Below are 25,228 nucleotides of genomic sequence, written 5' to 3'. Positions count from 1 at the left end.
CATTTGGCCTTAAGTAAACGAGTCATTCGTTACTTAATATGATCCCAAGATAAGTTTGAGACAATTCGGCACTCATCGCACTTAAAGTGGAAGATGTCATGAAGCGGTTCGTCCAACAACCACTCACCGCCACATTTAGGGCAAGGCCTTGCTTTCTCGTCTGCTAAGCTCTTACCGCCAACTCGATATTGATAGTAATAGGTCGGAATTTTAGTAATGTATTCAATGCGGCCACGTAAGTCCCAACCACGGCGGAACAACACACTGTCGGCATCACAGATCTCATGCAGCGCTGCGTGCTCAGCTCGGCAGCCACCCGCCATCTGAATCTCATCACACGCTTGCCATTCTGTTTGCCATTTTACTACCGCTTTATGATCGCCATTAAGCGTTGGCGGATTGCGATACAGCGGAATCGGCAATAACGATTCACCACTGCGCAGAGGTGAACAGGTATGCACGTAAGTTGTGTAAAGCACTTGCCAACTTGGTTGCTCTTCTTCCGCGGCTTGCTCCGAGTTTAAATCACGACCAAGTAAGCGCACTTTCGGTGCAAGCAATGAGGCATCAGCTAAACGGTTCAAGCAGACTTTGACAAAATCAGAATGGTAATTGGGGTGTAAACTATCTTGCTCTGGGCACACAGCGCGCACATAAAACTCGCCATCTCCCATGATGATAGGGAACTCACGTCCAAGCACTTGTCCGTTATAACGCAGCGCATCCATTAAACCATTGATGGCCTTATCAACAGCTGACACTGTGGTGTTATCAAAACATTCAAACTGCAATTCAACAACGTACACAATTACACCACTGGTTCTAGGTTGGTAAGAAACTCAGCAATATTCTCAGCCAGCACATCACGCTTGTCTGTACCTAAGCGCTCAAGCACAACATTGCCAGTAATATTGCAAATAGAGATAACATCGAGCTCGGCATCCGTCGCACCAATAAAAACTGTTGGCTTGAGTTTTAAGCGGCGCTGAGTCACTAGGTGACCCAGAATGTTCTCTTGTAGGCGAACAAAATCCTCGTCACTCCACACTTGCAGCAAATCAAGTTCATTGCCATTCCAAGTCGCACTCATGTCTGCGCTGTATTGAGAACCATAGAAAGCTTTGATGTCATCGTGTAACGTCAGTTCAATGCCCTGTTCAACATTAGCGAAGTCAGCTTGCTGCTCTCTCGCTACGGCTTTCCATTCCACACCGTCAGAACGCTTTTGTTCAACACAAGGTGACACAAGGTCGGCAAGCTCTTCACTTAAAGGCAGAGTGCCATGAGCGGCTTGATAAGCTTGTTGGTACTTTTCACTAAAAACAGTCAGCGCTTGCTGGACATGGTCAGCCATTCGATTCTCCAATCGTTGTAATTCAGGACATTCGCTCAATCAGATTGACCATGAGTAATGACACTCAGGGCGAGATTGCGTAAAATTCTCGGTATTCTAATCCAAATCACGATAAAAAATGAGCAAATATTCTGACGCAACAGAATTGGCCGGCCTGACGCTTGGTCAAAAAACGGAATACTCGAACCAATACGACCCAAGCCTACTTCAACCAGTGCCGCGCAGCTTAAATCGTGACGACCTAAACCTAGGTGATTCGCTGCCATTTCAAGGCTGTGATGTATGGACAATGTACGAACTGTCTTGGCTAAACGATAAAGGCTTACCGCAAGTCGCGGTAGGTGAAGTGTCTATCCCGGCAACCAGTGCAAACCTAATTGAATCTAAGTCATTCAAGCTATATTTAAACAGCTACAACCAAACACGCTTTGCAAGCTGGGAAGAAGTAGAAAACTCACTGACCAAAGACCTATCTCAATGCGCTGGCGAACAAGTAGAAGTCACCATCCGCCCAGTAACGGATTACACCGATACGCTGGTTGTGACCATGCAAGGGGATTGCATTGATGAGCAAGATATTGAAATTACTAGCTATGATTTCGATGACACTCTACTGCAAAATGCCACATTAGATAACGAGGTAGAAGAAGCGCTCCATAGCCATCTACTGAAATCAAACTGCCTGATCACCAATCAACCTGACTGGGGTAGCGTAGAGATTCAATACCGTGGTAAACAAATCGATCGTGAAGCCTTGCTACGCTACATTGTGTCATTCCGTGAACACAACGAGTTTCATGAGCAATGTGTAGAGCGCATTTTTACCGATATTATGAAATACTGTCAGCCTGAGAAGTTGACGGTTTACGCTCGTTATACTCGCCGCGGTGGCTTAGACATTAATCCATTCCGCTCAACCGAGTTTACTCAACCAAATCACAATCAACGCATGGCTCGTCAGTAAGGAAAAATATCAGGATGCGAAATCTGCGCTGGGAGCGTTGGCTCTGCTTATTTGCTTTAGTATTGTCAGGAAACCTTTGGGCTTCGGCAATCTATACCTCGCCAACCCTTAACGAGGCCAACAGCTTAGTCGACATCGTGCCCAAGAAATCACGTCGCCTAGCAATGGACTTCCTTGCCCAGCGTAAACTTACTGAAACAACCGAAAAGAGCCCTTCATCCATTTCGCGTGATGAAGCGGACAACCGCACCCGAACTCCGGGTGCGACAATTGACGCGTTAAAGATTCTTGCCGATGCTGAATTTAACCTTGGTAACCCTTTACTCGCATTAAAACACCTTGCCGAAGCTCGAGCGCTGACCCAAGCCTACCAGCTGCCTTACTTAGGATTGGATGTTCAGTTACATCAAATACGTTTGGAATGGAAGCACACCGGCAATGCCATCAAAGCGCGAGAGCAACTGCATAAGGTTGACGAGCAATACCAAAACATTAAAAACCCAGAGCAACTCGCTAAAGGGCTACGCTACCAGCTGTCGATGCTTAAGGCTGAAATCGCCTCGAAAGAAGGTGAATTTGATATTGCAAATAACCTGTTCGCTGAACTCAAGCCTTACGTCGACAAACAGAAATCTTCACACACTTTTATTACCTACCACACCACGGTGGGTAAGCACTTACTGGCGCATAAAAAATACAACCGAGCACTTTCAGAGTTTTTAATCAGCTATTGGAAAGCCATTGAAGAAGACTCGGGCGCACTGCTCGCACAAACCAACCACTTATTGGGTGAGTTGTTTTACAACCGTCGAGTATTAGATAAAGCGAACGAGCACTTATCGCAAGCCGCCGACTTTTACGATAACTATGAAAACTCGCCGTTGCTGCCACCTATCTTAAAGCTGATGGGCGATATCTATTACCACCAAGGTAAATACAATCTAGCCTTGGTTCATTACTTCAACGCCATGGATCATGAGCGAATGCAAAACAACATCACTAACGTGATCGACATTCGTATATCTCTGGCTGCGACCTACTTAAAGCTCGTCAATTTTCCTTTGACAGAACAATACCTCGATAAAGCACAAGACCTACTGCAATACGTCGATGAACCAAAACTTCAAGCTTACGCTTATTTACTAGAGGCAGGTTTAGCTTCTCATCAACGTGAAGCAGACGAAGTGTTGGATCGCTCTTACCAAGCCTTGAAAATAGCCAATCAACTGCACGATATCTCCATTCAGAAAAGTGCTTATCAATTGATCCATCGTGGTTATACGCTAAAAAAAGAGTACAAAAAGGCGCTCGAATATCTGCGCCAATACAACGCCCTATCGAACATAGAGCAACAGCAACTGGATTTGATCAGCGAAGATGCGTTCCGTCAGCAAAAAGAATTTGTTGAACAAACCTTGCATTTGGTCGGGCAAAAAGAAGAGTTGGTGCAAACTAAATCAGAATATCGCAAGTTCCAAAAAATAGCCTTTGCGATGTTTGTTACCTGCTTAGTGCTGCTCATCTTTGGTTTGCGCCGCGGCCATATCGTGAAAGTGCAAAATGAAGAAATAGATAATCTCAATCAGAACTTGTTTACTCATTCTCGTTCAGGTTTGCGTAATCTACGCATGTTGAACGCCAAATTGCCCGCATCACTTGAGGCCACTAATGGCCAATTTGAAAAATGGCATGTCGGCGAACTAATCCATGAACCACTCAACGATCGTCTTCGCTTTGTGATGATTGATGTGCCTTTCCTGCGCAACCTGCACATGCAGCATGGTTACAGTGAAGGCTTAAAACTCGAAAAAGAATTTGGTGAATATCTAAAAGAGAAGATCACATCCCCTGCACGCGTTTATCACTTCTCTGATGCGAACTTGCTTTACATTGAGCCAAACAGCAACAGAGATAACGACCCTCAAGCGCTGGTCGATAAACTGCAACAATGGATTATAGACTTCAAACCACGCCAACAACTCAACCGAGTGATTCGCGTTGGTATGGTCGACTACCCATTCCTTCCCCGCGCCTATACCGCTCTCAATGACAAGCAATTGCTTGATATCTTGTTGATGGCAACAGGTACTGCACGTACGTTAAGCCTTAAAGAATCAAGCAGCCAGTGGGTCTACTTAAAGGCGATTGATAACGCGCCAGCGGCGAGCTTAGCGACTGGCAATGTACGCAAAGCGTGTAAACACGCCATTAGCCAAGGTCTAATAAAAGTGCATTCTTCATACAATAATGAGGACAGCATCAAAAAACTATTAAAAGATGTCTAAAAGCTGATCATTAGTTTAGTAGGATCAGTGACTCGCTGAATTAATTTGATATTATCAATAAATCAATTAATAGGATCCTTTAGGATCTAGTGGTAATAAAGTTTAGATTTACATGGGCGTTCTCGAACAAGATATTCAGTCTCAGCTTCACAATCTGAAATCTCAATTGGAACAAGTTCGATTGACACAAAGGGATACCTCTTTCAAATTTAAACGAGAGCAGCAGGTATTACAGCGCGTTGTAAATTCATTAAGCGACGCGTGTATAAGTGAAGATCCAAAGCTTCAACTTGGGTTAATTGAGTTGAAGCAAGCCATTGAGCAGCAGAAAGACATTAGCGCGCTAATTCCTAAATTAGCGGTACTAGAAAAACAACTAAAACAACACACGTTGGCAATGAATAAAAAAACTCAACAGCTTGATTCACAAGTCAAACATGCTGGTGAAACGCTACTTCGAGTGGTAGGAATCCCCTCGAAAGTAAAGCGTGATCTCCGCGATCTGTTGAGCTTTTGTGCCGCGCAAGAAATTCCAGCCAGTGAGCAAGCCATCAAACTGCTTGCTATTTATCAACGCTCGCTGAAAATCCTTACGGCAAGTTCAGACCAACAAGGTTCATCGCTCACCAATGAAAGCGATAAAGAGCTGCTACAAAAGCTAAATGAAGAACTGCAAAACTTAATCACTGAATTGGATTTCAATGGTGAATCGGGTGAGTTACTTAACGACATTAGAGCAAAGCTACTCATCGGCGTTAATACCCAAGCACTATTAGAAGATACACTCCAAGTGCTTAAGTTGGTTATTCAAGGTACGCATTTCGAGCGAAAGACCTCACAACAATTTTTGACTCAAGTTAACGAGTCACTGTCAAAGTCTATTAAGAGTTCTGCGCAAGTTTCCGACCAAAGCCTAAGCTACTTTGAGCAACGTAAAGAACATGGTATTGAGCTCAATTCCCTCGTTAACGATACTAAAAACGCACTCAACCATTCTCATAGCATTGAAGAGGCAAAACAAAACCTCACGCCAATGTTAGAGCAACTTTCCTCTTTAACTGAGCGTCTAAACCACGCCGAGCAAAGAGAGAAAGCCTTACTTGAGCGCATGACTTACAACCAAGCCCAGTTAGAATCTCTGTTTGAGTCGACTCAAGAGTATCGCCGTCGCTTGGATGATCAAGCAGAGCGCTTACTTCAAGATCCACTGACTCGTGTCTTGAACCGCTCAGCGTTCAGCGAAAAGATGGAGCTGGAATACCGCCGTTGGATTCGAGCGCAACACAACTTGCGCGTAGTCCAGTTCGATATCGATAACTTTAAACATGTTAACGACAGCTTTGGTTATACCGCAGGTGATAAAGCACTAAAAATTATCGCGCGTAGCATTAAAGCCGAGCTTAGCGAGAACGACACCCTAGCTCGTTTTGGCGGAGAGGAGTTTATTGTTCTTTTACCTGAGCGAGCAGACCCTGAGTGTCATGAACTGATCAAAGCGGTGCAGACTCAAGTGGCGAAACTGCCATTTAAGTTCCGCGACCAGCACCTCTCAATTACCCTTACGGCTGCCAGTGTTACCTTTAAAGACTCTGATACGCCAGAAGAGATATTGGAACGCCTGCGAACCATGTTGAAAGAAGGTAAGAAGGTAGGGCCAAACCAGCTGATTTGGAAATAGGTATTTTTTGAAAGCCGCTTAGTGAAAACTGAGCGGCTTTTTTGATCGTACTAAGACATAAATCGTGATAGATCTAGTTATATCAGATAGTTAGTCTGTTAAATGACACAAACAATGCTAAGCTAAAATAACGCATTAAAGTTGCTCGTAACTTGTATTGATTGAGCAACAGGAATCTAGGAGGTCTTGATGATCACTCATATCAGTCCTGCAGGCAGCATGGATCTGCTTTCTCAACTCGAAGTTGAGCGTCTTAAAAAAACCGCATCAAGCGAGCTGTATCAACTTTACCGCAACTGTACTTTGGCAGTGCTTAACTCTGGTAGCCACACAGATAACTCAAAAGAGCTGCTCGATAAGCATAAGTCATTCGATGTCAATGTGATGCGTCGTGAACGCGGGATCAAACTCGAGCTGAACAACCCGCCAGAACACGCTTTCGTTGACGGGCAAATAATCAAAGGCATTCAAGAGCACTTATTCTCGGTGCTGCGCGATATTGTTTACGTCAATATGCACTTGGCAGATAACCAGCGCCTAAACCTAACTAATGCCACCCATATTACTAACCTTGTGTTTGGTATTTTACGTAATGCTGGCGCGCTGACTCCGGGTATTGACCCAAATCTTGTCGTTTGTTGGGGCGGTCACTCCATTAACCCAATTGAATACCAATATACCCGCGAGGTAGGCCATGAGCTTGGCCTACGTGAGCTCAACATCTGTACCGGTTGTGGGCCGGGCGCAATGGAAGGCCCAATGAAAGGGGCTGCGATTGGTCATGCTAAGCAGCGTTATACTGAGCAGCGCTACCTTGGCCTGACTGAGCCAAGCATCATCGCCGCTGAGCCACCAAATCCAATCGTCAATGAATTAGTGATCATGCCAGACATTGAAAAACGTCTAGAAGCCTTTGTACGCATGGCGCATGGCATTGTGATCTTCCCAGGAGGCCCGGGTACGGCAGAAGAGCTACTCTACATTTTGGGCATTATGATGCACCCAGAAAATGCTGAACAGCCTCTACCTATTGTATTGACCGGCCCGAAAGAGAGCGAAGCATACTTCCGCTCCATCGATAAATTTATTGGCGATACTCTGGGCGAAGCGGCTCAAAAACACTATCAAATTATCATTGATGACCCTGCCGAAGTGGCTCGTATCATCAAAGGTAAAATGGAAGACGTACGTCAGCAACGCAAAGACACCGGTGACGCGTACAGCTTTAACTGGTCACTCAAAATTGAACCAGAATTCCAACTGCCGTTTGAGCCAACCCATGAAAATATGGCAAGCCTAGACTTACACCTAAACCAACGCCCAGAAAACTTGGCAGCGGCATTACGCCAAGCCTTCTCTGGCATTGTGGCTGGTAACGTCAAAGCAGAAGGTATTAAAGAGATTGAGCGCAGAGGCCCGTTCCAATTAGATGGCGATGCAGACTTGATGAAGAAAATGGATAAACTGCTCAAAGACTTCGTTGAGCAAGATCGTATGAAGTTACCGGGCGGTACAGCCTACGTGCCATGTTACCAAATTGCAGGTAGCGAATAGCCATCTCCACAGCAACGCTGGTAATTCAGCACTCATCAATTACAATAAGGGCCTGTTGGCCCTTATATTTTATCTAGTTATGTCTATTCATCTTGTCATTATCGATGCGCTAAACCTCATTCGCCGAGTTCATTCAGCTCAGCCAGATCCGACTGATATTGCAAGAACCATAGAAACCACCAGCCGCACATTGAATCGCATCATCAATGAAGCGCAGCCAACACATATCATCGCAGTATTCGATCACCACCTACAAGAGCGAGGCTGGCGAGCGGAAGTGTTACCAGAATACAAACAAAACCGTAAGCCGATGCCCGAACCACTGATGCATGGCTTAGAAGCTATACAAGATGCGTGGTGGAAATTAGGCATTGATTCATTGCTATCAGAAGGTGACGAAGCGGACGATTTAGTGGCAACGCTGGCAATGAAAGTGGCAAGCCATAACGAGAAAGTCACGATTATCTCGACCGACAAGGGATACTGCCAACTGCTCTCGCCTACTCTACAAATTCGCGACTACTTTCAGCATCGTTGGCTAGATGAGCCCTTCATAGAAAATGAGTTCGGGGTTAAGCCTACTCAACTTGCCGATTACTGGGGATTAGCCGGTGTCAGCTCAAGCCAAGTTCCGGGAGTGCCGGGCGTGGGCCCTAAAGCGGCTAAAGAAATTCTGACTCAGTTTAGCAGTATCGAACAAGCTTATGCCTCAGAAGTACTGCCTACCAAATATCGTAAAAAGTTAGACGAACACATCGAGTCTGCTCGCCGCTGCAAACAGATATCGGCACTCAAAACCGATATTGAACTGGGCTTTAATCTGCAAGACTTACGCTATAACGGCCCTAACGAAAGCTAAACAACGGGTATTAAAAAGGCTTCCAATTGGAAGCCTTTATTATTTATCTATCTCGTTAGGAGATTAATGAGGAGAGATGTTCGACAAGCACTGAACGTGCACCGTGATCTCTTCACGGTCATGGTATAGATGCTTCGCTTGCAGCTTAAACTTCACACCATTTTCTTTTAGGAAGATTTTCAAGTTCTCGATGTCTTCCAGTACTTCGTCGTAACGGCCTTTCATCGGCAGTTTCAAGTTAAAGATAGCTTCTTTCGCCCAACCACTGATGATCCATTCACCCATTAGCTGTGCCACGCGTGAAGGCTTCTCAATCATGTCACACACAAGCCAAGTAACGTTTTTACGCATTGGCTCAAACTTAAAGCCATCTTCTTGATGGTGTTTAACCTGACCGGTATCCATCAAGCTTTGCGCCATCATGCCGTTATCCACTGAGTGAACGAACATTGAGCGCTTAACCAATTGGTATGTCCAACCGCCCGGGCAAGCCCCTAAGTCTACGCCCCACATGCCAGCAGCTAGGCGTTCATCCCATTCTTCACGAGGAATGAATACGTGAAACGCTTCTTCAAGCTTCAACGTTGAGCGACTTGGTGCGTCCGCTGGGAACTTAAGGCGCGGAATACCCATGAAGAACTGTGAGTTGTTGTTCACTAACGAGTAACCGATAAAGCAGTGACCCGACTCCACAAAGCAGATATGCAGAACAGGTTTTTTCGGATTGTCTTTGTTCAGCAAGATGCCTTTACCACGCAACGCTTGGCGCATTGGTACAGTGAACTTTCGGCAGAACTTAAGTAGCTCTTTTGCTTCATTGGTATCTGGTGTTTCAATACGCAGATCACCACAACGTGGTAGCGCTTCAACGTCACTCAACTCTTGCAGAATCGGAGAAATACGGTCTTCACGAGGTAAGTCAGTAAACTCAACCGCCACTGCGAAAATCTGACGTGCGAAAATCAAAGACTTGAAATCCAGCCCTTTGACCAATTTTGCCGCATCACCTTCTTGGTAACACTCAAACAGCACGTAGCCAGAGTTTTTCTTAACGCGAGGGAAACCATATACTTCCAGTGCCGTTGCACGATCTTGAATTTCACCCGCGCACTCTTTTTCAAAGCCAGAACGGCAATAGAGCATTAACTGTTTCACTTACTTACCTCTTCAATGTTTAACGCTTTAATTTTCAGCGCCGCCATCGCAAACAAACCCCAACCCAGCATAAAGGTCAGCCCTCCCATTGGAGTGATTGGCCCAAACCATTTAATACCCGTCAAAGCGAGTGCATACAGACTGCCGCTAAAACAAAAGATGCCGATGATAAAGCAAATCACTGCGAGTCTAAAATATTTTTGTGCTTTTGCGCCAATATTCAGTAATAGCAGTACGCCACAAAGCAAAATCGCCATCGAATGGATGAACTGATACTGCACACCAGTAGAAAACACCTCAAGCAGGTAAGGCGACAACTGCTTCTTTAAACCATGAGCGGCAAATGCGCCCAACCCAACACCGACACCCGAAAGCAAAGCGCCTATGGCTAACAATGGCTTAGCTTGCATCGTACACCTCCAAGATAAATTGGCTCAGTTGCTCCACCGCAAGTTCAATATTGCCTTGCTCGGTAAACCCAGAACGCTTACGCGGTTTAAAGCTATGATCGCCATCCGGTAGGAAGTAGGTCGTCACTTTGTCTGACAACGCAAACTCAGAAAACTCTTCTTGTTTACCAAATGTATCTCGCTCGCCTTGTAATATTAGGCATGGCTTCGCCATCTCCGCTAAGTGTTCACCTTTATATTTTTCTGGCTTGCCCGGTGGATGAAATGGAAAACCCAAACATGCGATACCTACAACGTGTGAATGCTCAGCGAGTAAGCTCGCCATTCGGCCGCCCATTGATTTTCCGCCAATCACGATCGGCTTGTCTTGCCCATGCGCGGCAATGATGGCTTCATACGCTTCAAGCAGCTTAGGCGCGCGATCTGGCGGGCGACGCTTGCCATCTTCAGCACGCTTAACCATATATGGAAAGTTAAAGCGCACCACGCAAATGCCTTTCTCCGCTAACCCTGTTGCCACTTGCTGCATGAACTCATGCTCCATATCAGCGCCAGCACCGTGAGCAAAGATAAACAATGGCTGACCCAATTCGCCATCAATCAGGACGTTACTCATCTTCTAGTAACTCCTCTTGCTCACTTTGCGCTTTAGCTAGCATCCAGTCTCGGAACGTGGCTATACGTCCCATGTCCGCTTGTTTATCATGACAAACTACATAGAAGGCATTCTTAGAAACCAGTACTTCATCAAATGGTGCAATCAAACGCCCAGCTTCCAACTCAGGTTGCGCTAACACGTTGTTACCCAATGCAACACCTTGCCCATGCGCGGCGGCCTGCAAAACCATCGTTGAGTGGCTGAAGATTGGGCCATGATTTACATTCACCCCTTCAATACCGTGAAACTTCGCGAAGTGTTTCCAATCTTTACGCGACGTGTCATGTAGCAAAGTATGATTCTTAAGATCACTTAGCTGTTCTAATGGTTTAGTGCCTAACAGCAACGATGGCGAACAAAGTGGAATAAGAAATTCTTGGTAAAGTTTATCCGCTCGTAAACCCGGCCAATTTCCTCGGCCATAGTAGATAGCCACGTCAACATCATCGGTTAACGAGCCTTCGTCCATATCAACTGCTTTAATCCGAACATCGATATCAGGTTCTTGTTGATTGAAGTCAGCAAGGCGTGGAACTAACCATTGAATCGCAAAGCTTGGCGGCAAGCTGATGGTCAGCGCGCCCTTCTCACTGCGCTCTAGCACCTTATCGGTGGCCTCAGCCAATGAGGTAAAAATATCCTTAATATCGAGGAAGTAACTTTGACCTTCTTCAGTCAACAGCAATGAACGGTTGCGGCGGCGGAAAAGCTTCAAACCTAGAAACTCTTCTAAGGCTTTGATTTGATGGCTAACTGCGGCCTGCGTCACAAATAACTCTTCTGCTGCACGAGTGAAACTAAGGTGGCGAGCAGCGGCTTCAAAGACCTTAAGTGAGTTGAGAGGCGGTAATCGTCTAGACATAGGGACACTCAATATATTGGATTAGTTTTTTTTATCTGAAACATTATAAAATGTCCATTGCCTGACGACCAGAGATTTTCTATATTTCATCCCGCAACGCAAGCCTGAACGGCTTGATTTCTTTTTGAAATCAATTGGCTTGATGTTGCGATGTTGTGTTTGCAAACTCGTATTTCGAGTTAGGTAGATTTTCTACCAAGGTTTTGTTTCACTAATCCCAGAAACAAAACATATACTTCCTGTATTTATTTTGACCTGTCTGTCAAATTTTTTAGCACCGCCTTCATGGCGGTGTATTTTTATCTAGCAAATTCTCCCTTTCCTCGATTGATCATTACTCGAATTATCCTATTCAGCAGGCAAATAAAAAGCGCAAACCGCGTGAACGATTTGCGCTTATGCATCAGCTTCTGTCAGCGCCTCTCTATTGGCACTAACCTAAAACTCTATGGGCGATATACTTTAACGTTGTTAAAGCCTTGCTCTTGCAAGTAGAGCGCCTGTAGGCGACTCATTACACCACGGTCACAGTAAAGAAGGTAAGTCTTGCTTTGGTCAAGATCGCCAAACTGTGTACCCAACTTGTAGAATGGTAGGTGTTTTACTTCTACACCTTCGATTTCTAGTGGGTTTTCGTCTTCCTCATCTGGGCTACGAATATCCAATACGATAGCGTGCTCTTCAACCGCTTGAACCTGTTCTACTTCTGGTGCTGCTTGCTCAGACTCTTTCGCGATATCACGAATGTCCATTTGGCGAGCTTCACGTACAACCTGCTCTAGAATGTCAAAGTTGAATTTCTCTTCTTCTGCTTCCAGTTTCGCTTTAACCGCTTTCACTGTTGGCTTCTTAGAGATAACACCACAGTACTCAGGCATTGTCTTAGCGAAGTCTTCAGTACCGATATCGCGTGCTAGGTTGATGATGTCTTCTTTATCCCAGTTAATCAGTGGACGTAGGATAAGAGAATCCGTTACGCCATCGATGTGACGTAGGTTAGTCAGCGTCTGGCTTGATACCTGACCTAGAGCTTCGCCGGTTACCAGCGCTTGAATACCAAACTTCTCAGCGATCATGCCTGCTGCACGCATAAACATACGCTTCAGGATCACACCCATTTGACCGTCATCGACTTTCTCTAGAATTTCAGCCACAACAGGTTCGAAATCTACTGAGATGAAACGTACTTTTGCAGAAGAGCCGTACTTGTTCCATAGGTAGTGAGACACTTGCTTAACACCAATCTCGTGCGCAGGGCCACCAAGATTAAAGAAACAGTAATGTACTTTTGAGCCACGTTTGATGTGTAGGTAGCTTGAAACACCAGAGTCGAAGCCACCTGAAATTAGACTTAGTACGTCTTCTTGCGTACCTAGCGGGAAACCACCCAAACCTTTGTGACGTGCAATCACTTGGTTTAGCTTCTCGTTCGCCACTTCGACTTTAATAGTAACATCTGGGTTATGCAGTTTTACTCGTGCGCTCTCAACCGCTTGGTTTAGACCACCACCTACGTAACGCTCTAGCTCGATAGACGTAAAGTCATGCTTACCACGACGCTTAGCACGTACAACGAAAGTTTTGTTTTCGATGTTAGCGCGGTTTAGGTCTAGCACTTGCTCGTAGATATCATGCAGGTCTGTAAATTCAGACTGCTTCACCTCTAATACGTGGTGGATACCCGGAGTACGAGTAAGGACTTCTAATGTTTCTTTGTAGTAGTCAAATGACTCCGACGTCACCTCAATATGGTCACGACGGTTGAATACTGCAACAGACTCAGTGCGACTCTTGATGATGTTGCGAATGTTGCACTCAAGAATCTTAGTGAAGCGCTTACGCACCGATTCACTTTTTACGAAAATTTCTGGATGGGGCTTTACAATAAATTTCATACTTCACTTCACTGGTTTACAGTTGTCGCAATCATTACCTCATAAGCATATACGTTATACGTAACGTGTGCAGAGGTCGTTAAGGGCGCGGATTATACAACAAGGAAAGACCATAAAAAAGACGGGCATTAAGCCCGTCTGATTTTATTTACTGTACCGTTGGCACTTCTTCGCTGTAGAGAGGTTCACCTTGCATGATACTTATCTCTACACGTCGGTTTCTCGAACGCTGCGACTCCGTATCGTTTGGCCCTAGCGGTTCGGTATCTGCCATACCTCGAACACGTAAGCGCTGATGAGAGAAGCCGCGCACTTTTTCCATCTCTTGCGCCACTGACACTGCTCGCTGAGCAGATAAGTCCCAATTAGAACGATACAGCTCAGAATCAATACGTTGATTATCTGTATGGCCTGACACTCGAACGATACCCGGAACGTCTTTGACAAGCTCTGCCACTTGGCGAACCAATGGACGGAACTTAGGTTGCAAGAATGCCGACCCCGCAGGGAATGCGCCCTTCTCTCGAATTCGAATCACAATCTGTTGGCCTAAGTTTTCAACTTCAATTGCGCCTTGATCAATTTCGCGTTGCAACGCTTTCTTAATCGCTTCCATCAAGGTTTCGAGCTCTTGAGACGCCTCAGCAGACTGTTGCTGCTCTTTATCAGACTCAGAGTTTTGGTTGTTCTTGGTGGATGTTTCAGGCGACTGACCGCCGGTCAGCTTACCTTCTTCACGCTGCGTACCACCAGCACGATCCGATTCACCCTCATGGAACTCGAGAGTTTGCTGCGTGATGTCGATGGTTTGCTGCATGATGACGTCGATCGGTGTCGGCTCAGGGCGACCCGGACGAAACTCTTGCGCGATGATACTGGTGCCTTTAGGGATGTCTTTTACTTCAAGACGGTTTTGTACACCAAACGCAAACTTCATCGAGCCGGCGATCTGTTTGAACTTCAGTACATCCATTTCAGAGAACGATAGCAGTAGTACGAAGAAACACATCAACAGCGACATCAAGTCAGCAAATGTATTCATCCACGCTGGTGCACCAGGGGGTGGACATTTACATTTTTCTTCTTCCATACCGTTCCCTTACTCGTTGTCTACGTCTAAGGCACGTTTACCTTCATTGAGGTAGTTCTTCAGGTAACTATCAATAACACGTGGGTTTTGACCATCTTGAATCGCTAGGACGCCATCCATGATCAAGCGGCGGTTCAGTTTTTCTTGCTCACGACGCAATGACAGTTTATCTGCAATCGGGAAGAACAACATGTTAGAAAGGATTGCTCCGTATAGGGTCGTCAAAAGTGCAACCGCCATTGCAGGGCCGATGGCTTTCGGGTCATCCATGTTTGACAACATGGCAACCAGACCAACTAGCGTACCAATCATACCCATTGCCGGAGCAACGTCACCAAATGCTTTGAATACGCTCGCGCCTTGTTCATGGCGCTCATCCGTCAAGGCAATATCTTTTTGTAGTGCCGAACGCACCACATCTGCGTCGTGACCATCTACTAGCAAGTCGATACCTTTTTGCATGAAGGTGTTGGTAATTTCCATCTCTTCAAGCGCAAGGAAGCCACCTTTACGTGCGGCATCGGCCATTTCAACGATCTTGGCAATTAAATCTTCTGGTTCATCGGTTTTGAACATGAAAGCTTTGCCAGCAATTTTGGTCGCACCAAAGAATTGACCGATGGTAAATTTCATCAACACAACGAAGGTTGAACCACCTAGTACAATCAGAATTGACGTTACATCGACGAACATCATGATACTGCCACCCAGTACCATCGCCATGATAACGAAGGCAAATCCGCCAATCAGACCTATCAGCGTTGCTAAATCCACAAAGCACTCCTCATGCTAACCTTTTACTCTTTCTCTGGAATTATATCGGCTGCGCCTCTGAATCTTTAGCTTTTTATTGGTATCACACTCACACTAATGCAGATTCCGCCGCAACAATTACCCTAACTAACAGCTAAGTAACGCTTGGGGGCACTAAATTACTTCACTTTTCTAACAAATTTGCTCGGTTAAATTTGACCATCATTAACGGCTAAGGTAACTTTCGTGCATCTTTCCCTAAGTAGAAAAGTTATGGCGAGCAAGAAACCTGAAAATATGACCTTTGAAGCAACCATCGAAGAGTTAGATAGCATTGTTGAAAACCTTGAAAATGGTGACCTTGCTCTCGACGATGCGCTGAAAAAGTTTGAACGCGGCATTTCTTTAGCTCGCGCAGGCCAAAGTAAACTGAACGATGCTGAGCAGCGTGTTAGTATATTGTTACAAAACGATGATGATGCTCCATTATCGGATTTTAACCAACAGCCTGAATAACCCAGTTAGAAGATTGCTCTATGCTTGAGGCATTAACCTCTTTTCAACAAAGAAATAATTCACAATTAGAGTCGTGGTTAGATAGCTACCCTCATCAAAACCAAACTCTGATTGAAGCAATGCGCTACGGCCTACTGTTAGGCGGTAAACGCGCGCGCCCATTTTTGGTTTACATTACCGGCCAAATGTTAGGCGTCTCCATCGAAGATTTAGACACTCCAGCCGCTGCTGTTGAGTGCATTCACGCCTATTCTCTGATTCATGATGACTTGCCAGCGATGGATGACGATGAGCTGCGTCGCGGACAACTGACTTGTCACATTAAATTCGATGAAGCCACCGCGATCCTGACTGGTGACGCATTACAAACCTTAGCGTTTACTATTTTGGCTGATGGTCGTTTAAATCCAAACGCCGAAGCACACCGTATTAAAATGGTGAAGATATTAGCAGAAGCTTCTGGTGCGAATGGCATGTGCATGGGTCAGTCACTTGATCTTGAAGCGGAGAATCGCTCTGTTGATTTGGCTGAACTGGAAGAAATCCATCGCAACAAAACTGGCGCACTGATGAAAAGTGCTATTCGCCTTGGCGCTTTAGCCGCTGGAGATAAAGGCATCGCTGTTCTGCCATTACTCGATAAGTACGCGGACGCGGTCGGCCTTGCATTCCAAGTTCAAGATGACATTTTGGATATCATTAGCGATACCGAAACGTTAGGTAAACCGCAAGGCTCTGACCAAGAATTAAACAAAAGTACTTATCCAGCTCTGCTAGGCTTAGAAGGAGCAATCAGCAAAGCTAACAACTTGTTACAGGAAGCGCTTCAAGCATTAGAAGCGATCCCATACAATACAACGCAATTAGAAGAGTTCGCCCGATACGTCGTCGAGCGCAAAAACTAACACTATAAGCGCGCATTTATATGACTCTTGATATTTCAAAGTACCCAACACTGGCATTAGCAAATACGCCTGATGAACTGCGTAGCCTTCCTAAAGATGTGCTGCCAAAGTTGTGTGAGGAGTTACGAACTTACCTACTTAACTCGGTAAGCCAGTCGAGTGGACACTTAGCATCTGGCCTTGGCACGGTTGAACTAACCGTGGCCATTCACTACGTCTACAACACTCCGTTTGATCAACTCATCTGGGACGTAGGCCACCAAGCATACCCACACAAAATCCTTACTGGCCGCCGTGAAGAGATGCCAACCATTCGTCAAAAAGATGGGCTACATCCTTTCCCATGGCGTGAAGAAAGCGAATACGACACTCTATCGGTGGGTCACTCGTCAACCTCGATCAGTGCTGGCCTAGGTATGGCGATCAGCGCGCAGAAAGAAGACAAGCAACGTAAAGTGGTTAGCGTCATTGGCGATGGCGCAATTACTGCGGGTATGGCATTTGAGGCCATGAACCACGCGGGTGGCATTCACCCTGATATGTTGGTGATTCTTAACGATAATGAAATGTCGATTTCAGAAAACGTTGGCGCACTCAACAATCACCTCGCACAGCTTCTTTCAGGTAACTTCTACACGTCGATTCGCGAAGGCGGTAAGAAAGTTCTGTCTGGTGTACCACCAATTAAAGAGCTGGTACGACGCACAGAAGAGCACCTAAAAGGCATGGTGATTCCTGGCACTCTATTTGAAGAATTAGGGTTTAACTATATTGGCCCGGTTGATGGCCATGATGTTATCGAGCTAGTGAAAACGCTGAAGAACATGCGCGAGCTAAAAGGCCCGCAGTTCCTGCATATTATGACTAAGAAAGGTAAAGGCTATGAACCTGCGGAGAAAGATCCGATTGGTTACCATGGCGTACCTAAGTTCGACCCAAATCATTCAAGCCTACCAAAGAGCACAAGCACTAAACCGACCTTCTCGAAGATCTTCGGTGACTTCCTGTGTGACATGGCAGCGCAAGATCCTAAGCTAATGGCAATTACACCCGCCATGCGCGAAGGTTCCGGCATGGTGCGTTTCTCGAAAGAGTTCCCAGAACAATACTTCGATGTGGCAATCGCAGAGCAACACGCAGTGACTCTCGCGACAGGTATGGCCATCGCAGGCGATCACCCTATCGTTGCGATTTACTCAACCTTCTTGCAACGTGGTTACGATCAATTGATCCACGATGTGGCCATCATGGATTTACCTGTGATGTTCGCCATCGACCGTGCTGGCCTTGTCGGTGCCGACGGTCAAACTCACCAAGGCGCGTTTGATATTAGCTTTATGCGCTGCATTCCTAACATGGTGATCATGACACCAAGTGACGAAAACGAATGTCGTCAAATGCTTTACACCGGCCACAAGCATACGGGCCCGAGTGCAGTGCGCTACCCTCGTGGTAATGGTATGGGTACACCAATTGAGCAAGAGTTTACTGCTCTTGAAATTGGTAAAGGCCGCATGGTTCGCCAAGGTGAGAAAGTCGCTATCTTAAACTTTGGTACTTTCATGCCTAACGCACTTGAAGCAGCAGAAGCGCTCAACGCCACCGTTGCCGATATGCGTTTTGCTAAACCATTAGATCATGAGTTAATTAAACAGCTCGCAGATAGCCACGACGTATTAGTCACGTTAGAAGAAAATGCGATTGCTGGCGGCGCGGGCGCTGGTGTGGTTGAGTTCTTAATGCAAGAAAAAATCATGAAGCCAGTACTTAACCTTGGCTTACCAGACCGCTTTATTGCGCAAGGTACGCAGCAAGAACTACATGCTGAACTTGGCCTTGATAGTGCAGGGATTGAAAAATCCATTCGCGACTACTGCGCAAAATAAGCAAGTACCTAATGATTAAAACAAAAGCCCTCATGATGAGGGCTTTTTTCTATCTCTAATCTCTAGCTCAAACAATTCGCTAACGATTTAATTCGGCATTTGCCAACCAAAGTTCTCACACAGCGACCGCCATGTTTCATCGACACCCGCTTTAATCGTAATGTTCTGCTGAGTAAACGGATGAACAAAGCTCAATGAAGAAGCATGCAGTAGCAAGCGGTGGCTATCAAAATGCTCACGGAACAGTTTGTTATGTTTTCCATCACCATGAGTCGTATCACCCACTATAGGATGGCGTAGGTGCGCCATATGACGACGTAGCTGATGTTTTCGACCCGTTTGAGGGCTAAGCTCCATCAAACAATAACGCGTCGTAGGAAAGCGTCCAGTTGAGATAGGAATCTCTACCTTCGCTAATGGTTGGTAATCTGTCACCGCTTCTTGAGCTTGCTTTTCTTCACTCGCAAACTTATCAGCTATCTTATCGAGCTCAACTTTGAGAGCATAATCGAGTGTGCCCCCTTCTTCTATCCATCCGCGCACAATCGCATGATACGTTTTTTGCATTTCATGGTTGGCAAACATTGGCATCACTTGAGAAGCCACTTCGCTCGATAGTGCAAAAATAAGTACGCCAGACGTAGGACGGTCTAAACGGTGCAAAGGAAACACGTGCTGACCAATTTGATCGCGCAATGTCTGCATAACAAACTGCGTTTCATGTTTATCAAGCCAACTGCGATGCACCAACATACCCGCAGGCTTATTGACCGCAACAAAATACTCATCTTGATAGACGATTTCTAACATTGTTCTTTTCCTTTAAGCCACTTGCTGGTCAATTTGAGCAATCAAGATAATGATCTCGGCGTATCTCGCCTCTGCTTGCCAACTCTGTTCAAAATATCCCACCATACTAAATCCAGTCGGTAGGCTTTGCTCTGCTGCTAACATGGCCTTCATTCGTGGAATGAACACCCATTGCAACCATTGCTCTGGCTTTAGTGTATCAATGGCAAAAGGCTGTTCACTGGCGAGCTGCTCTGGTGATGGAGGGACAGTGTCCCAAAGTTGTGCTGCTAGTAATTGCTGCTCTAGAGCATCCAACAAACCGAGCATTGAATTGTCTTGTTTCATGAGGCTTTGTTTATTTATCTTTGGCGGTGACCTTGAAAATTGGCGATAGAATACCATTTATAAGGGAAAGAAAGTTAGGAAAAGTCTTCCCATGGATACCATTCATACCCTTACCCAATTGCTAAAAAATAGCGGCTGCGACTATCAAGTCTTCGATTTAGGTCGACGAATCAAAACCATCACTAACGATGTGTTTGCTGATGTAGAAAAAGGCCAGCAAGCCTATCCGTATCCATTGCAGCGTAAAGCACATCTCGCCATCGCTTACTGGAACGAAGCAAAGCAACCGTGGATTTGGTTTCTTAAGTTCGAGCTAGACGAGCGTGGGTTATTAAAACAAGCGGATATCGGTAACTTCATCAAGTATGTGGTTGAAGCCATGGGCACTCGTCTCAATCAAGAGATGAGCGAAGAGCAGCAACAAAAACTCTCCAATAACCCATACACCTTTAAGCCTGCTGAAGACAAAATGGCGGTATTCCATAGCCAAGTTCGAGCTAAACTAGATTTACCTTGTAGCCAATACTACGAGCACGCTCAGCACTACTTCAGTGGTGATTTAGGTTGGGACAATTGGCAAACCGTTGGCTTGCAAGGCATCACTGATATTTGCGCTCGCCTTTCAACCTCACAAAATGGTGTGCAAGTTCGCAAGGCCATCAAGCACCTACCTAACGAGCCTCTTTACGCCCTACTAGGTGCATTAGAACACACCGAACTGCCTGAAAAACTGGCTGAGCGTATCTCAGAGCTTGCAGAGCAACAAATTCATAGTGACGACCCTGATCTTTTCTTAATCTCGGCGCTAGTTCGTTCGCTCTCTGGCGCTAATACTGAATTAGCAAACCCGATCCTAGATTCAATTTTACAAAGCCCTCGCCTTAGCCATCAGGAAGTACTGATTGGTATTGCAGGTCGCTGTTGGCACTTACTTGCCGATGCTAATCGAGCAGAGCAATTTCTACTTCGTTTAGCTCAAACCGGCAACCAAGCTTTGTTTAATCAATTATTCGCAGATTTGGTCATGTTACCCGAGCTACGTATGGTCATTTTACCTTTACTGCACTCAGCTCCCTCTACAGAGCTGGCCACCGCATTGATCAAGTTGCAGCAAGCAACGAAGTCATAACCAAATAGAGCATAACACTATGATTGGTGATTTATTGGCAATTGTCGGACTTAGTCTTGTTTGTATGATTTTCTGGCAACAGCGTCGCCAATCAGAACTGGCCAAAGTGGCGGTAAAACGTAAGTGTGATCAGTTAGATCTGCAATTATTAAGTGTCGCTTTCAAAGGCCACAAAATAAAAACGCCAGACGGAGTCTGGCGTTGGCATACTGTATATCAATTTGAATTTTCATCACTTGGGGATGATTACTATCAAGGTGAACTGATTATGCAGGGATTCCATGTCGTTCACTTTCAGCTTCCACCTCATCGGATGTAAACATGAATTCAAAGTAAGGGCCAAAAGCATCGTCATGCTGACGTTGCTTTTCAAAACCGATCTTTTCCAAAATTCTAATTGAGGCTTGGTGACTGACGTTTGATGTCGCTTTCACACGGCTTAAACGTAAGTCTTTCACTGCCTTATTAAAAAAAGCCCCAACCGCTTCAGAAGCATACCCTTGCCCCCAATAAGCCTTATCAAACAAATAACCAAGCTCTGGCGTTTCATCTAAATCACTCAAGAAAATATGGCCCATATATTCTCGTGTGCGGCTATCAAGCACCGCTCGAGAATACAAAGTATGATCATTAAGCAATCGGTGAAAAAGCTGTTTAGCGGTCGCTACAGTATGAGGGCCATTCATCTCAGCGCGATTCTTCGCACAGATGTTCAGCATTAAAAACTCTGATTGCAGCGATTCATTGTAGGGTACCAATAGCACTCTGCGGGTTACGATAGTCAAAACACTTCCTTGCTTACAACTCCACTTACCCACGCTACAACAGCTTTTCATGGGTTAGCGTATACACAAAATCTCCCTGTACCGGAATACAGAGAGTCAGAGATACCAACGAGCATAACTCTATGTTTATTGGTATTAAGCCGAATAACTGCCCTTTAGTTTTTTATATAGATGGGCAATGACGTCGTTGTGAGAATGTGTTTGATAAGAAAAGCCCCGATACGTGAGTACCGGGGCTATAGTCTTACTCGTAGCAATCCAGCCACTAAAAGGTGCTCCATGCATCTTCCTTAATAGTTACTGAATCCTTCAGTATATTCCGTCCATCGCTATCCTAGCGGTGTCCTGCAATTCCTTTGAGCTAACATTCCCCGTTAGCGCACTTCACTTGTTCCTTGAGCGGTATCCCTGGCATCGTCCTAATGCTGTCCTGCCTCATCCTAGAGGTGTCCTTCGCATCCATTGCTCATTAACAACCTTGTTAACGATGGTATCCTACCCAGTCCTCGTTCCGTGCTTAATTGGTATTCCTAACCAATCAACTATCTTCTTCCTGAAGATATCCACATCCTTAGTGGTTCCTATTCCGTGTCAGTATCCGTCCGACAAGGTTTAATTTACTCCTTTCCCTGTTCTGAACAATTGCCCTAGCTCACAAATAAATTTCAGACAAAGGAACAAAAAAGAAACAAGCAACTACTTATCAATTACTTAGGCAGAATTTTCCGCTATTTGGCGACATCACTATTCTCTTTCTCTTACATGGCTTGTAAGCGATCTCTCACAAGCTAAGGCCTTTTTTACCATTCGCCTTATGACGGATTGAGACGTATGATTGTCTTCAAGTAATCCGATAAGCGAATGAAGGAGTTGTTAATGCTTACTAAGGATGTCAGTGCGGAACTAGAAGCAGTGATTACTGAGCTCCACGCTCAAGGTAAAGAACCAACTGTCGCGTTAGTCAAAGCGCGCTTATCAACATCAGTGCCCATGCCCGCACTAATTACTGCAATTAAAAGTTGGAAAGGTAGCCAGCGCGTACCAAAAGTGGAAATAGCCACGACAAACTCTACCTCTGATGGCGAACGAATTGCTCAGCTCGAAAAGGAAGTGAGTGAACTTAAACAGCGCTTAGCCGCGTTGGAAGCGAAGCTCAACTAAGCAGTAAAACAAAAAAGCTTGGCGCATCGCCAAGCCTTTGTCTATTAGCATGAAGTCACTACCAACCCGTTACTTCACGCAGACCTTTACCAATGTCTGCTAGAGACTTAACGGTTTTCACACCCGCTGATTCTAAAGCTGCGAATTTGTCTTCCGCTGTACCTTTACCACCAGAGATGATTGCACCTGCGTGCCCCATACGTTTGCCTGGAGGCGCAGTCACACCCGCAATGTAAGAGACTACTGGCTTAGTGACGTTATCTTTGATGAACGCCGCAGCTTCTTCTTCTGCTGTACCACCGATTTCACCAATCATGACGATTGCTTCTGTTTCAGGGTCTTCTTGGAACAGCTTTAAGATATCAATGAAGTTTGAACCAGGAATTGGGTCACCGCCGATGCCAACACAAGTCGACTGACCAAAGCCTTCATCGGTAGTTTGCTTCACTGCTTCATAAGTCAATGTACCTGAGCGTGAAACAATACCCACTTTACCTTTCTTGTGGATATGGCCAGGCATGATACCAATCTTACACTCATCAGGCGTAATCACACCCGGACAGTTAGGACCAATCATAACCACACCCGCTTCATCTAGGCGTACTTTTACATCAAGTAGATCAAGCGTTGGGATACCTTCGGTAATGGTAACGATAAGCTTAATACCCGCATCAATCGCTTCTAAGATGGCATCTTTACAGAAAGGTGCTGGCACGTAGATAACTGATGCAGTTGCACCTGTTGCTTCTACCGCTTCACGTACAGTGTTAAACACTGGCAAACCTAGGTGAGTTTGACCGCCTTTGCCCGGTGACACACCACCCACCATTTGCGTACCGTAATCAATCGCTTGCTCTGAGTGGAACGTACCTTGACCGCCGGTGAAACCCTGACAGATAACTTTAGTATCTTTATTAATTAGTACTGACATTATTTGCCCTCCGCTGCTGCAACTACTTTTTGTGCTGCTTCAGTAAGAGAGTTTGCAGCAATGATATTCAGGCCGCTTTCCGCTAGCTTCTGAGAACCTAGTGGTGCGTTGTTACCTTCAAGACGTACAACAACTGGCACTTCTACGCCAACTTCTTCTACTGCACCGATAATGCCATCGGCAATTAGGTCACAGCGAACGATACCACCAAAGATGTTAACCAGTACCGCTTTCACATTGGAGTCTGAAAGAATGATTTTGAATGCTTCAGTTACACGCTCTTTCGTCGCGCCGCCACCTACATCTAGAAAGTTCGCAGGTTGACCGCCATGTAGGTTTACGATATCCATCGTACCCATTGCAAGGCCAGCACCATTAACCATACAGCCAATATTGCCATCAAGAGCAACGTAGTTTAGCTCCCACTGCGCAGCGTGTGCTTCACGCTCATCTTCTTGCGATGGATCGTGCATTTCACGTAGTTTTGGCTGACGGTATAGCGCGTTTGAGTCGATGTTGATCTTACCATCTAGACATAGAAGGTTGCCTTCACCAGTAATCACCAGTGGGTTAATTTCTAGTAGAGCAAGATCGTACTGAGCAAACATATTGCCAAGACCCATAAAGATCTTAACGAACTGTTTAATTTGATCGCCTTCAAGACCAAGTTTGAACGCCAGTTCACGGCCTTGGTATGCTTGAGGGCCTACTAGCGGGTCAATCGCGGCTTTGTGGATAAGCTCTGGCGTTTCTTCCGCTACTTTTTCAATTTCTACGCCGCCTTCAGTAGACGCCATAAATACGATTCGACGAGTTGAACGGTCTACTACTGCACCTAAGTACAGCTCATTAGCGATGTTAGACGCTTCTTCAACAAGGATTTTAGATACCGGCTGACCATTGGCATCTGTTTGGTATGTCACTAGGTTTTTACCTAGCCACTTCTGCGCGAATTCTTTAACACCATCTTTCGTATCGTGTAGCTCTACGCCACCCGCTTTACCACGTCCACCTGCGTGAACCTGACATTTAACGACTTTCTTTTCTGTGCTGATTCGACCGGCTGCTTCAAACGCTTCTTGCGGGGTATCACAAGCGTAGCCTTCTGGTACAGGCAATCCGAATTCTGCAAACAGCTGTTTGGCTTGATATTCATGCAAATTCATTTTGATAATCCGTTTGTTTTCCCTTAAGGGATTTTATTATTTCCATAACGTTGCAACTTTGGTGTTGCTTATACGTCTGTAGGGTCTTCTCAAAT

25 protein-coding genes are annotated in these 25,228 nt (G+C 45.5%); 11 read left to right on the top strand and 14 right to left on the bottom strand.

Annotated features, from left to right (window positions below; genetic code table 11):
* Positions 1 to 29: 29 nt before the first annotated feature.
* A complete protein-coding gene (locus OH461_RS12985) occupies positions 30 to 806 on the bottom strand; it encodes a Zn-ribbon-containing protein (protein ID WP_270021034.1) in 777 nt (258 codons plus the stop codon).
* A gap of 2 nt (positions 807 to 808) precedes the next feature.
* Entirely contained in the window at positions 809 to 1,354 is a 546-nt protein-coding gene (gene syd / locus OH461_RS12980) for a SecY-interacting protein (protein ID WP_270021033.1), read from the bottom strand.
* Between the two features lie 118 nt (positions 1,355 to 1,472).
* On the opposite strand from syd, the gene queF reads away from it, so the two are divergent.
* The 5 genes from queF (at position 1,473) to xni (ending at position 8,694) form a co-directional block, all read left to right on the top strand.
* Positions 1,473 to 2,318 carry an NADPH-dependent 7-cyano-7-deazaguanine reductase QueF gene (queF, locus tag OH461_RS12975; RefSeq protein ID WP_270021032.1) on the top strand — a complete coding sequence of 282 codons (846 nt, stop codon included), beginning with the start codon at positions 1,473 to 1,475 and terminating at the stop codon, positions 2,316 to 2,318.
* A 14-nt stretch (positions 2,319 to 2,332) separates the two neighbouring features.
* Positions 2,333 to 4,603, top strand: coding sequence for a tetratricopeptide repeat protein (locus tag OH461_RS12970; RefSeq protein WP_270021031.1), 2,271 nt, complete (start codon positions 2,333 to 2,335; stop codon positions 4,601 to 4,603).
* A 112-nt stretch (positions 4,604 to 4,715) separates the two neighbouring features.
* The gene (locus OH461_RS12965; protein ID WP_270021030.1) at positions 4,716 to 6,281 is read left to right on the top strand and encodes a GGDEF domain-containing protein; all 1,566 of its coding nucleotides are present in this window, start codon (positions 4,716 to 4,718) and stop codon (positions 6,279 to 6,281) included.
* 189 nt (positions 6,282 to 6,470) lie between these two features.
* The gene (gene ppnN, locus OH461_RS12960; RefSeq protein WP_270021029.1) at positions 6,471 to 7,835 is read left to right on the top strand and encodes a nucleotide 5'-monophosphate nucleosidase PpnN; all 1,365 of its coding nucleotides are present in this window, start codon (positions 6,471 to 6,473) and stop codon (positions 7,833 to 7,835) included.
* A gap of 79 nt (positions 7,836 to 7,914) precedes the next feature.
* The gene (gene xni / locus OH461_RS12955; protein ID WP_270021028.1) at positions 7,915 to 8,694 is read left to right on the top strand and encodes a flap endonuclease Xni; all 780 of its coding nucleotides are present in this window, start codon (positions 7,915 to 7,917) and stop codon (positions 8,692 to 8,694) included.
* 63 nt (positions 8,695 to 8,757) lie between these two features.
* Here xni and rlmM read toward each other — a convergent pair whose 3' ends face one another.
* The 7 genes from rlmM to pomA form a co-directional block, all read right to left on the bottom strand.
* Positions 8,758 to 9,849: a 23S rRNA (cytidine(2498)-2'-O)-methyltransferase RlmM gene (rlmM, locus tag OH461_RS12950; protein WP_270021027.1), complete on the bottom strand. Its 1,092-nt coding sequence runs from the start codon at positions 9,847 to 9,849 to the stop codon at positions 8,758 to 8,760.
* Complete coding sequence (locus OH461_RS12945) at positions 9,846 to 10,259, bottom strand: DUF423 domain-containing protein (protein ID WP_270021026.1); 414 nt, start codon at positions 10,257 to 10,259, stop codon at positions 9,846 to 9,848. Before OH461_RS12945 ends, rlmM begins: the two co-directional genes overlap by 4 nt.
* A complete protein-coding gene (locus OH461_RS12940) occupies positions 10,249 to 10,875 on the bottom strand; it encodes an alpha/beta fold hydrolase (protein ID WP_270021025.1) in 627 nt (208 codons plus the stop codon). The genes OH461_RS12945 and OH461_RS12940 overlap by 11 nt, the downstream gene beginning before the upstream one ends.
* Positions 10,868 to 11,779: a transcriptional regulator GcvA gene (locus OH461_RS12935; protein ID WP_270021024.1), complete on the bottom strand. Its 912-nt coding sequence runs from the start codon at positions 11,777 to 11,779 to the stop codon at positions 10,868 to 10,870. The genes OH461_RS12940 and OH461_RS12935 overlap by 8 nt, the downstream gene beginning before the upstream one ends.
* A 446-nt stretch (positions 11,780 to 12,225) precedes the next feature.
* Complete coding sequence (gene thiI / locus OH461_RS12930; protein WP_270021023.1) at positions 12,226 to 13,674, bottom strand: tRNA uracil 4-sulfurtransferase ThiI; 1,449 nt, start codon at positions 13,672 to 13,674, stop codon at positions 12,226 to 12,228.
* 148 nt (positions 13,675 to 13,822) lie between these two features.
* Positions 13,823 to 14,764: a flagellar motor protein MotB gene (locus tag OH461_RS12925; protein ID WP_270021022.1), complete on the bottom strand. Its 942-nt coding sequence runs from the start codon at positions 14,762 to 14,764 to the stop codon at positions 13,823 to 13,825.
* A gap of 9 nt (positions 14,765 to 14,773) precedes the next feature.
* Positions 14,774 to 15,487 (bottom strand): flagellar motor protein PomA, encoded by a 714-nt coding sequence (gene pomA / locus OH461_RS12920; protein ID WP_333482226.1) that lies wholly within the window; start codon positions 15,485 to 15,487, stop codon positions 14,774 to 14,776.
* A gap of 303 nt (positions 15,488 to 15,790) precedes the next feature.
* On the opposite strand from pomA, the gene xseB reads away from it, so the two are divergent.
* From xseB to dxs, 3 genes are read left to right on the top strand one after another with little or no spacing between them, the layout of a single operon-like run.
* A complete protein-coding gene (gene xseB, locus OH461_RS12915; RefSeq protein WP_260259573.1) occupies positions 15,791 to 16,033 on the top strand; it encodes an exodeoxyribonuclease VII small subunit in 243 nt (80 codons plus the stop codon).
* Between the two features lie 20 nt (positions 16,034 to 16,053).
* Positions 16,054 to 16,938 carry a (2E,6E)-farnesyl diphosphate synthase gene (ispA, locus tag OH461_RS12910; protein WP_270021020.1) on the top strand — a complete coding sequence of 295 codons (885 nt, stop codon included), beginning with the start codon at positions 16,054 to 16,056 and terminating at the stop codon, positions 16,936 to 16,938.
* Positions 16,939 to 16,958: 20 nt separating this feature from the next.
* On the top strand, positions 16,959 to 18,824 hold the full coding sequence (gene dxs, locus OH461_RS12905) for a 1-deoxy-D-xylulose-5-phosphate synthase (protein ID WP_270021019.1): 1,866 nt from the start codon (positions 16,959 to 16,961) through the stop codon (positions 18,822 to 18,824).
* A gap of 87 nt (positions 18,825 to 18,911) precedes the next feature.
* Here the strand turns inward: dxs and truC are convergent, their stop codons facing one another.
* Together truC and OH461_RS12895 are read right to left on the bottom strand one after the other, a co-directional pair.
* Positions 18,912 to 19,634 (bottom strand): tRNA pseudouridine(65) synthase TruC, encoded by a 723-nt coding sequence (truC, locus tag OH461_RS12900; protein ID WP_270021018.1) that lies wholly within the window; start codon positions 19,632 to 19,634, stop codon positions 18,912 to 18,914.
* A gap of 12 nt (positions 19,635 to 19,646) precedes the next feature.
* A complete protein-coding gene (locus tag OH461_RS12895; RefSeq protein ID WP_270021017.1) occupies positions 19,647 to 19,961 on the bottom strand; it encodes a YqcC family protein in 315 nt (104 codons plus the stop codon).
* A gap of 91 nt (positions 19,962 to 20,052) precedes the next feature.
* Between OH461_RS12895 and OH461_RS12890 the strand changes: the two genes are divergently transcribed.
* Positions 20,053 to 21,090: a DUF3549 family protein gene (locus OH461_RS12890; protein ID WP_270021016.1), complete on the top strand. Its 1,038-nt coding sequence runs from the start codon at positions 20,053 to 20,055 to the stop codon at positions 21,088 to 21,090.
* Positions 21,091 to 21,109: 19 nt separating this feature from the next.
* The gene (locus OH461_RS12885) at positions 21,110 to 21,409 is read left to right on the top strand and encodes a DUF3301 domain-containing protein (RefSeq protein WP_260259579.1); all 300 of its coding nucleotides are present in this window, start codon (positions 21,110 to 21,112) and stop codon (positions 21,407 to 21,409) included.
* On the opposite strand, the gene OH461_RS12880 is transcribed toward OH461_RS12885, so the two are convergent.
* Positions 21,357 to 21,875 (bottom strand): GNAT family N-acetyltransferase, encoded by a 519-nt coding sequence (locus OH461_RS12880; protein WP_270021015.1) that lies wholly within the window; start codon positions 21,873 to 21,875, stop codon positions 21,357 to 21,359. The genes OH461_RS12885 and OH461_RS12880 overlap by 53 nt on opposite strands.
* An 876-nt stretch (positions 21,876 to 22,751) precedes the next feature.
* Here OH461_RS12880 and OH461_RS12875 point away from each other — a divergent pair.
* On the top strand, positions 22,752 to 23,036 hold the full coding sequence (locus tag OH461_RS12875) for a hypothetical protein (protein WP_270021014.1): 285 nt from the start codon (positions 22,752 to 22,754) through the stop codon (positions 23,034 to 23,036).
* Between the two features lie 58 nt (positions 23,037 to 23,094).
* Here the strand turns inward: OH461_RS12875 and sucD are convergent, their stop codons facing one another.
* The gene (sucD, locus tag OH461_RS12870; protein WP_270021013.1) at positions 23,095 to 23,967 is read right to left on the bottom strand and encodes a succinate--CoA ligase subunit alpha; all 873 of its coding nucleotides are present in this window, start codon (positions 23,965 to 23,967) and stop codon (positions 23,095 to 23,097) included.
* Positions 23,967 to 25,133: an ADP-forming succinate--CoA ligase subunit beta gene (gene sucC, locus OH461_RS12865; RefSeq protein WP_270021012.1), complete on the bottom strand. Its 1,167-nt coding sequence runs from the start codon at positions 25,131 to 25,133 to the stop codon at positions 23,967 to 23,969. Before sucC ends, sucD begins: the two co-directional genes overlap by 1 nt.
* Positions 25,134 to 25,228 lie beyond the last annotated feature (95 nt).

This window comes from Vibrio sp. LaRot3 (assembly GCF_027587025.1).
Classification (GTDB): Bacteria; Pseudomonadota; Gammaproteobacteria; order Enterobacterales; family Vibrionaceae; genus Vibrio.
This window is presented reverse-complemented; position numbering and strand designations above follow the sequence as displayed.

Coding starts and splice junctions, on each gene's coding strand:
- syd (WP_270021033.1), bottom strand. CDS start 1,354: ATGGCTGACCATGTCCAGCAAGCGCTGACTGTTTTTAGTGAAAAGTAC.
- queF (WP_270021032.1), top strand. CDS start 1,473: ATGAGCAAATATTCTGACGCAACAGAATTGGCCGGCCTGACGCTTGGT.
- OH461_RS12970 (WP_270021031.1), top strand. CDS start 2,333: ATGCGAAATCTGCGCTGGGAGCGTTGGCTCTGCTTATTTGCTTTAGTA.
- OH461_RS12965 (WP_270021030.1), top strand. CDS start 4,716: ATGGGCGTTCTCGAACAAGATATTCAGTCTCAGCTTCACAATCTGAAA.
- ppnN (WP_270021029.1), top strand. CDS start 6,471: ATGATCACTCATATCAGTCCTGCAGGCAGCATGGATCTGCTTTCTCAA.
- xni (WP_270021028.1), top strand. CDS start 7,915: ATGTCTATTCATCTTGTCATTATCGATGCGCTAAACCTCATTCGCCGA.
- OH461_RS12945 (WP_270021026.1), bottom strand. CDS start 10,259: ATGCAAGCTAAGCCATTGTTAGCCATAGGCGCTTTGCTTTCGGGTGTC.
- OH461_RS12940 (WP_270021025.1), bottom strand. CDS start 10,875: ATGAGTAACGTCCTGATTGATGGCGAATTGGGTCAGCCATTGTTTATC.
- OH461_RS12935 (WP_270021024.1), bottom strand. CDS start 11,779: ATGTCTAGACGATTACCGCCTCTCAACTCACTTAAGGTCTTTGAAGCC.
- thiI (WP_270021023.1), bottom strand. CDS start 13,674: ATGAAATTTATTGTAAAGCCCCATCCAGAAATTTTCGTAAAAAGTGAA.
- OH461_RS12925 (WP_270021022.1), bottom strand. CDS start 14,764: ATGGAAGAAGAAAAATGTAAATGTCCACCCCCTGGTGCACCAGCGTGG.
- pomA (WP_333482226.1), bottom strand. CDS start 15,487: ATGGCGATGGTACTGGGTGGCAGTATCATGATGTTCGTCGATGTAACG.
- xseB (WP_260259573.1), top strand. CDS start 15,791: ATGGCGAGCAAGAAACCTGAAAATATGACCTTTGAAGCAACCATCGAA.
- ispA (WP_270021020.1), top strand. CDS start 16,054: ATGCTTGAGGCATTAACCTCTTTTCAACAAAGAAATAATTCACAATTA.
- dxs (WP_270021019.1), top strand. CDS start 16,959: ATGACTCTTGATATTTCAAAGTACCCAACACTGGCATTAGCAAATACG.
- truC (WP_270021018.1), bottom strand. CDS start 19,634: ATGTTAGAAATCGTCTATCAAGATGAGTATTTTGTTGCGGTCAATAAG.
- OH461_RS12895 (WP_270021017.1), bottom strand. CDS start 19,961: ATGAAACAAGACAATTCAATGCTCGGTTTGTTGGATGCTCTAGAGCAG.
- OH461_RS12890 (WP_270021016.1), top strand. CDS start 20,053: ATGGATACCATTCATACCCTTACCCAATTGCTAAAAAATAGCGGCTGC.
- OH461_RS12885 (WP_260259579.1), top strand. CDS start 21,110: ATGATTGGTGATTTATTGGCAATTGTCGGACTTAGTCTTGTTTGTATG.
- OH461_RS12875 (WP_270021014.1), top strand. CDS start 22,752: ATGCTTACTAAGGATGTCAGTGCGGAACTAGAAGCAGTGATTACTGAG.
- sucD (WP_270021013.1), bottom strand. CDS start 23,967: ATGTCAGTACTAATTAATAAAGATACTAAAGTTATCTGTCAGGGTTTC.
- sucC (WP_270021012.1), bottom strand. CDS start 25,133: ATGAATTTGCATGAATATCAAGCCAAACAGCTGTTTGCAGAATTCGGA.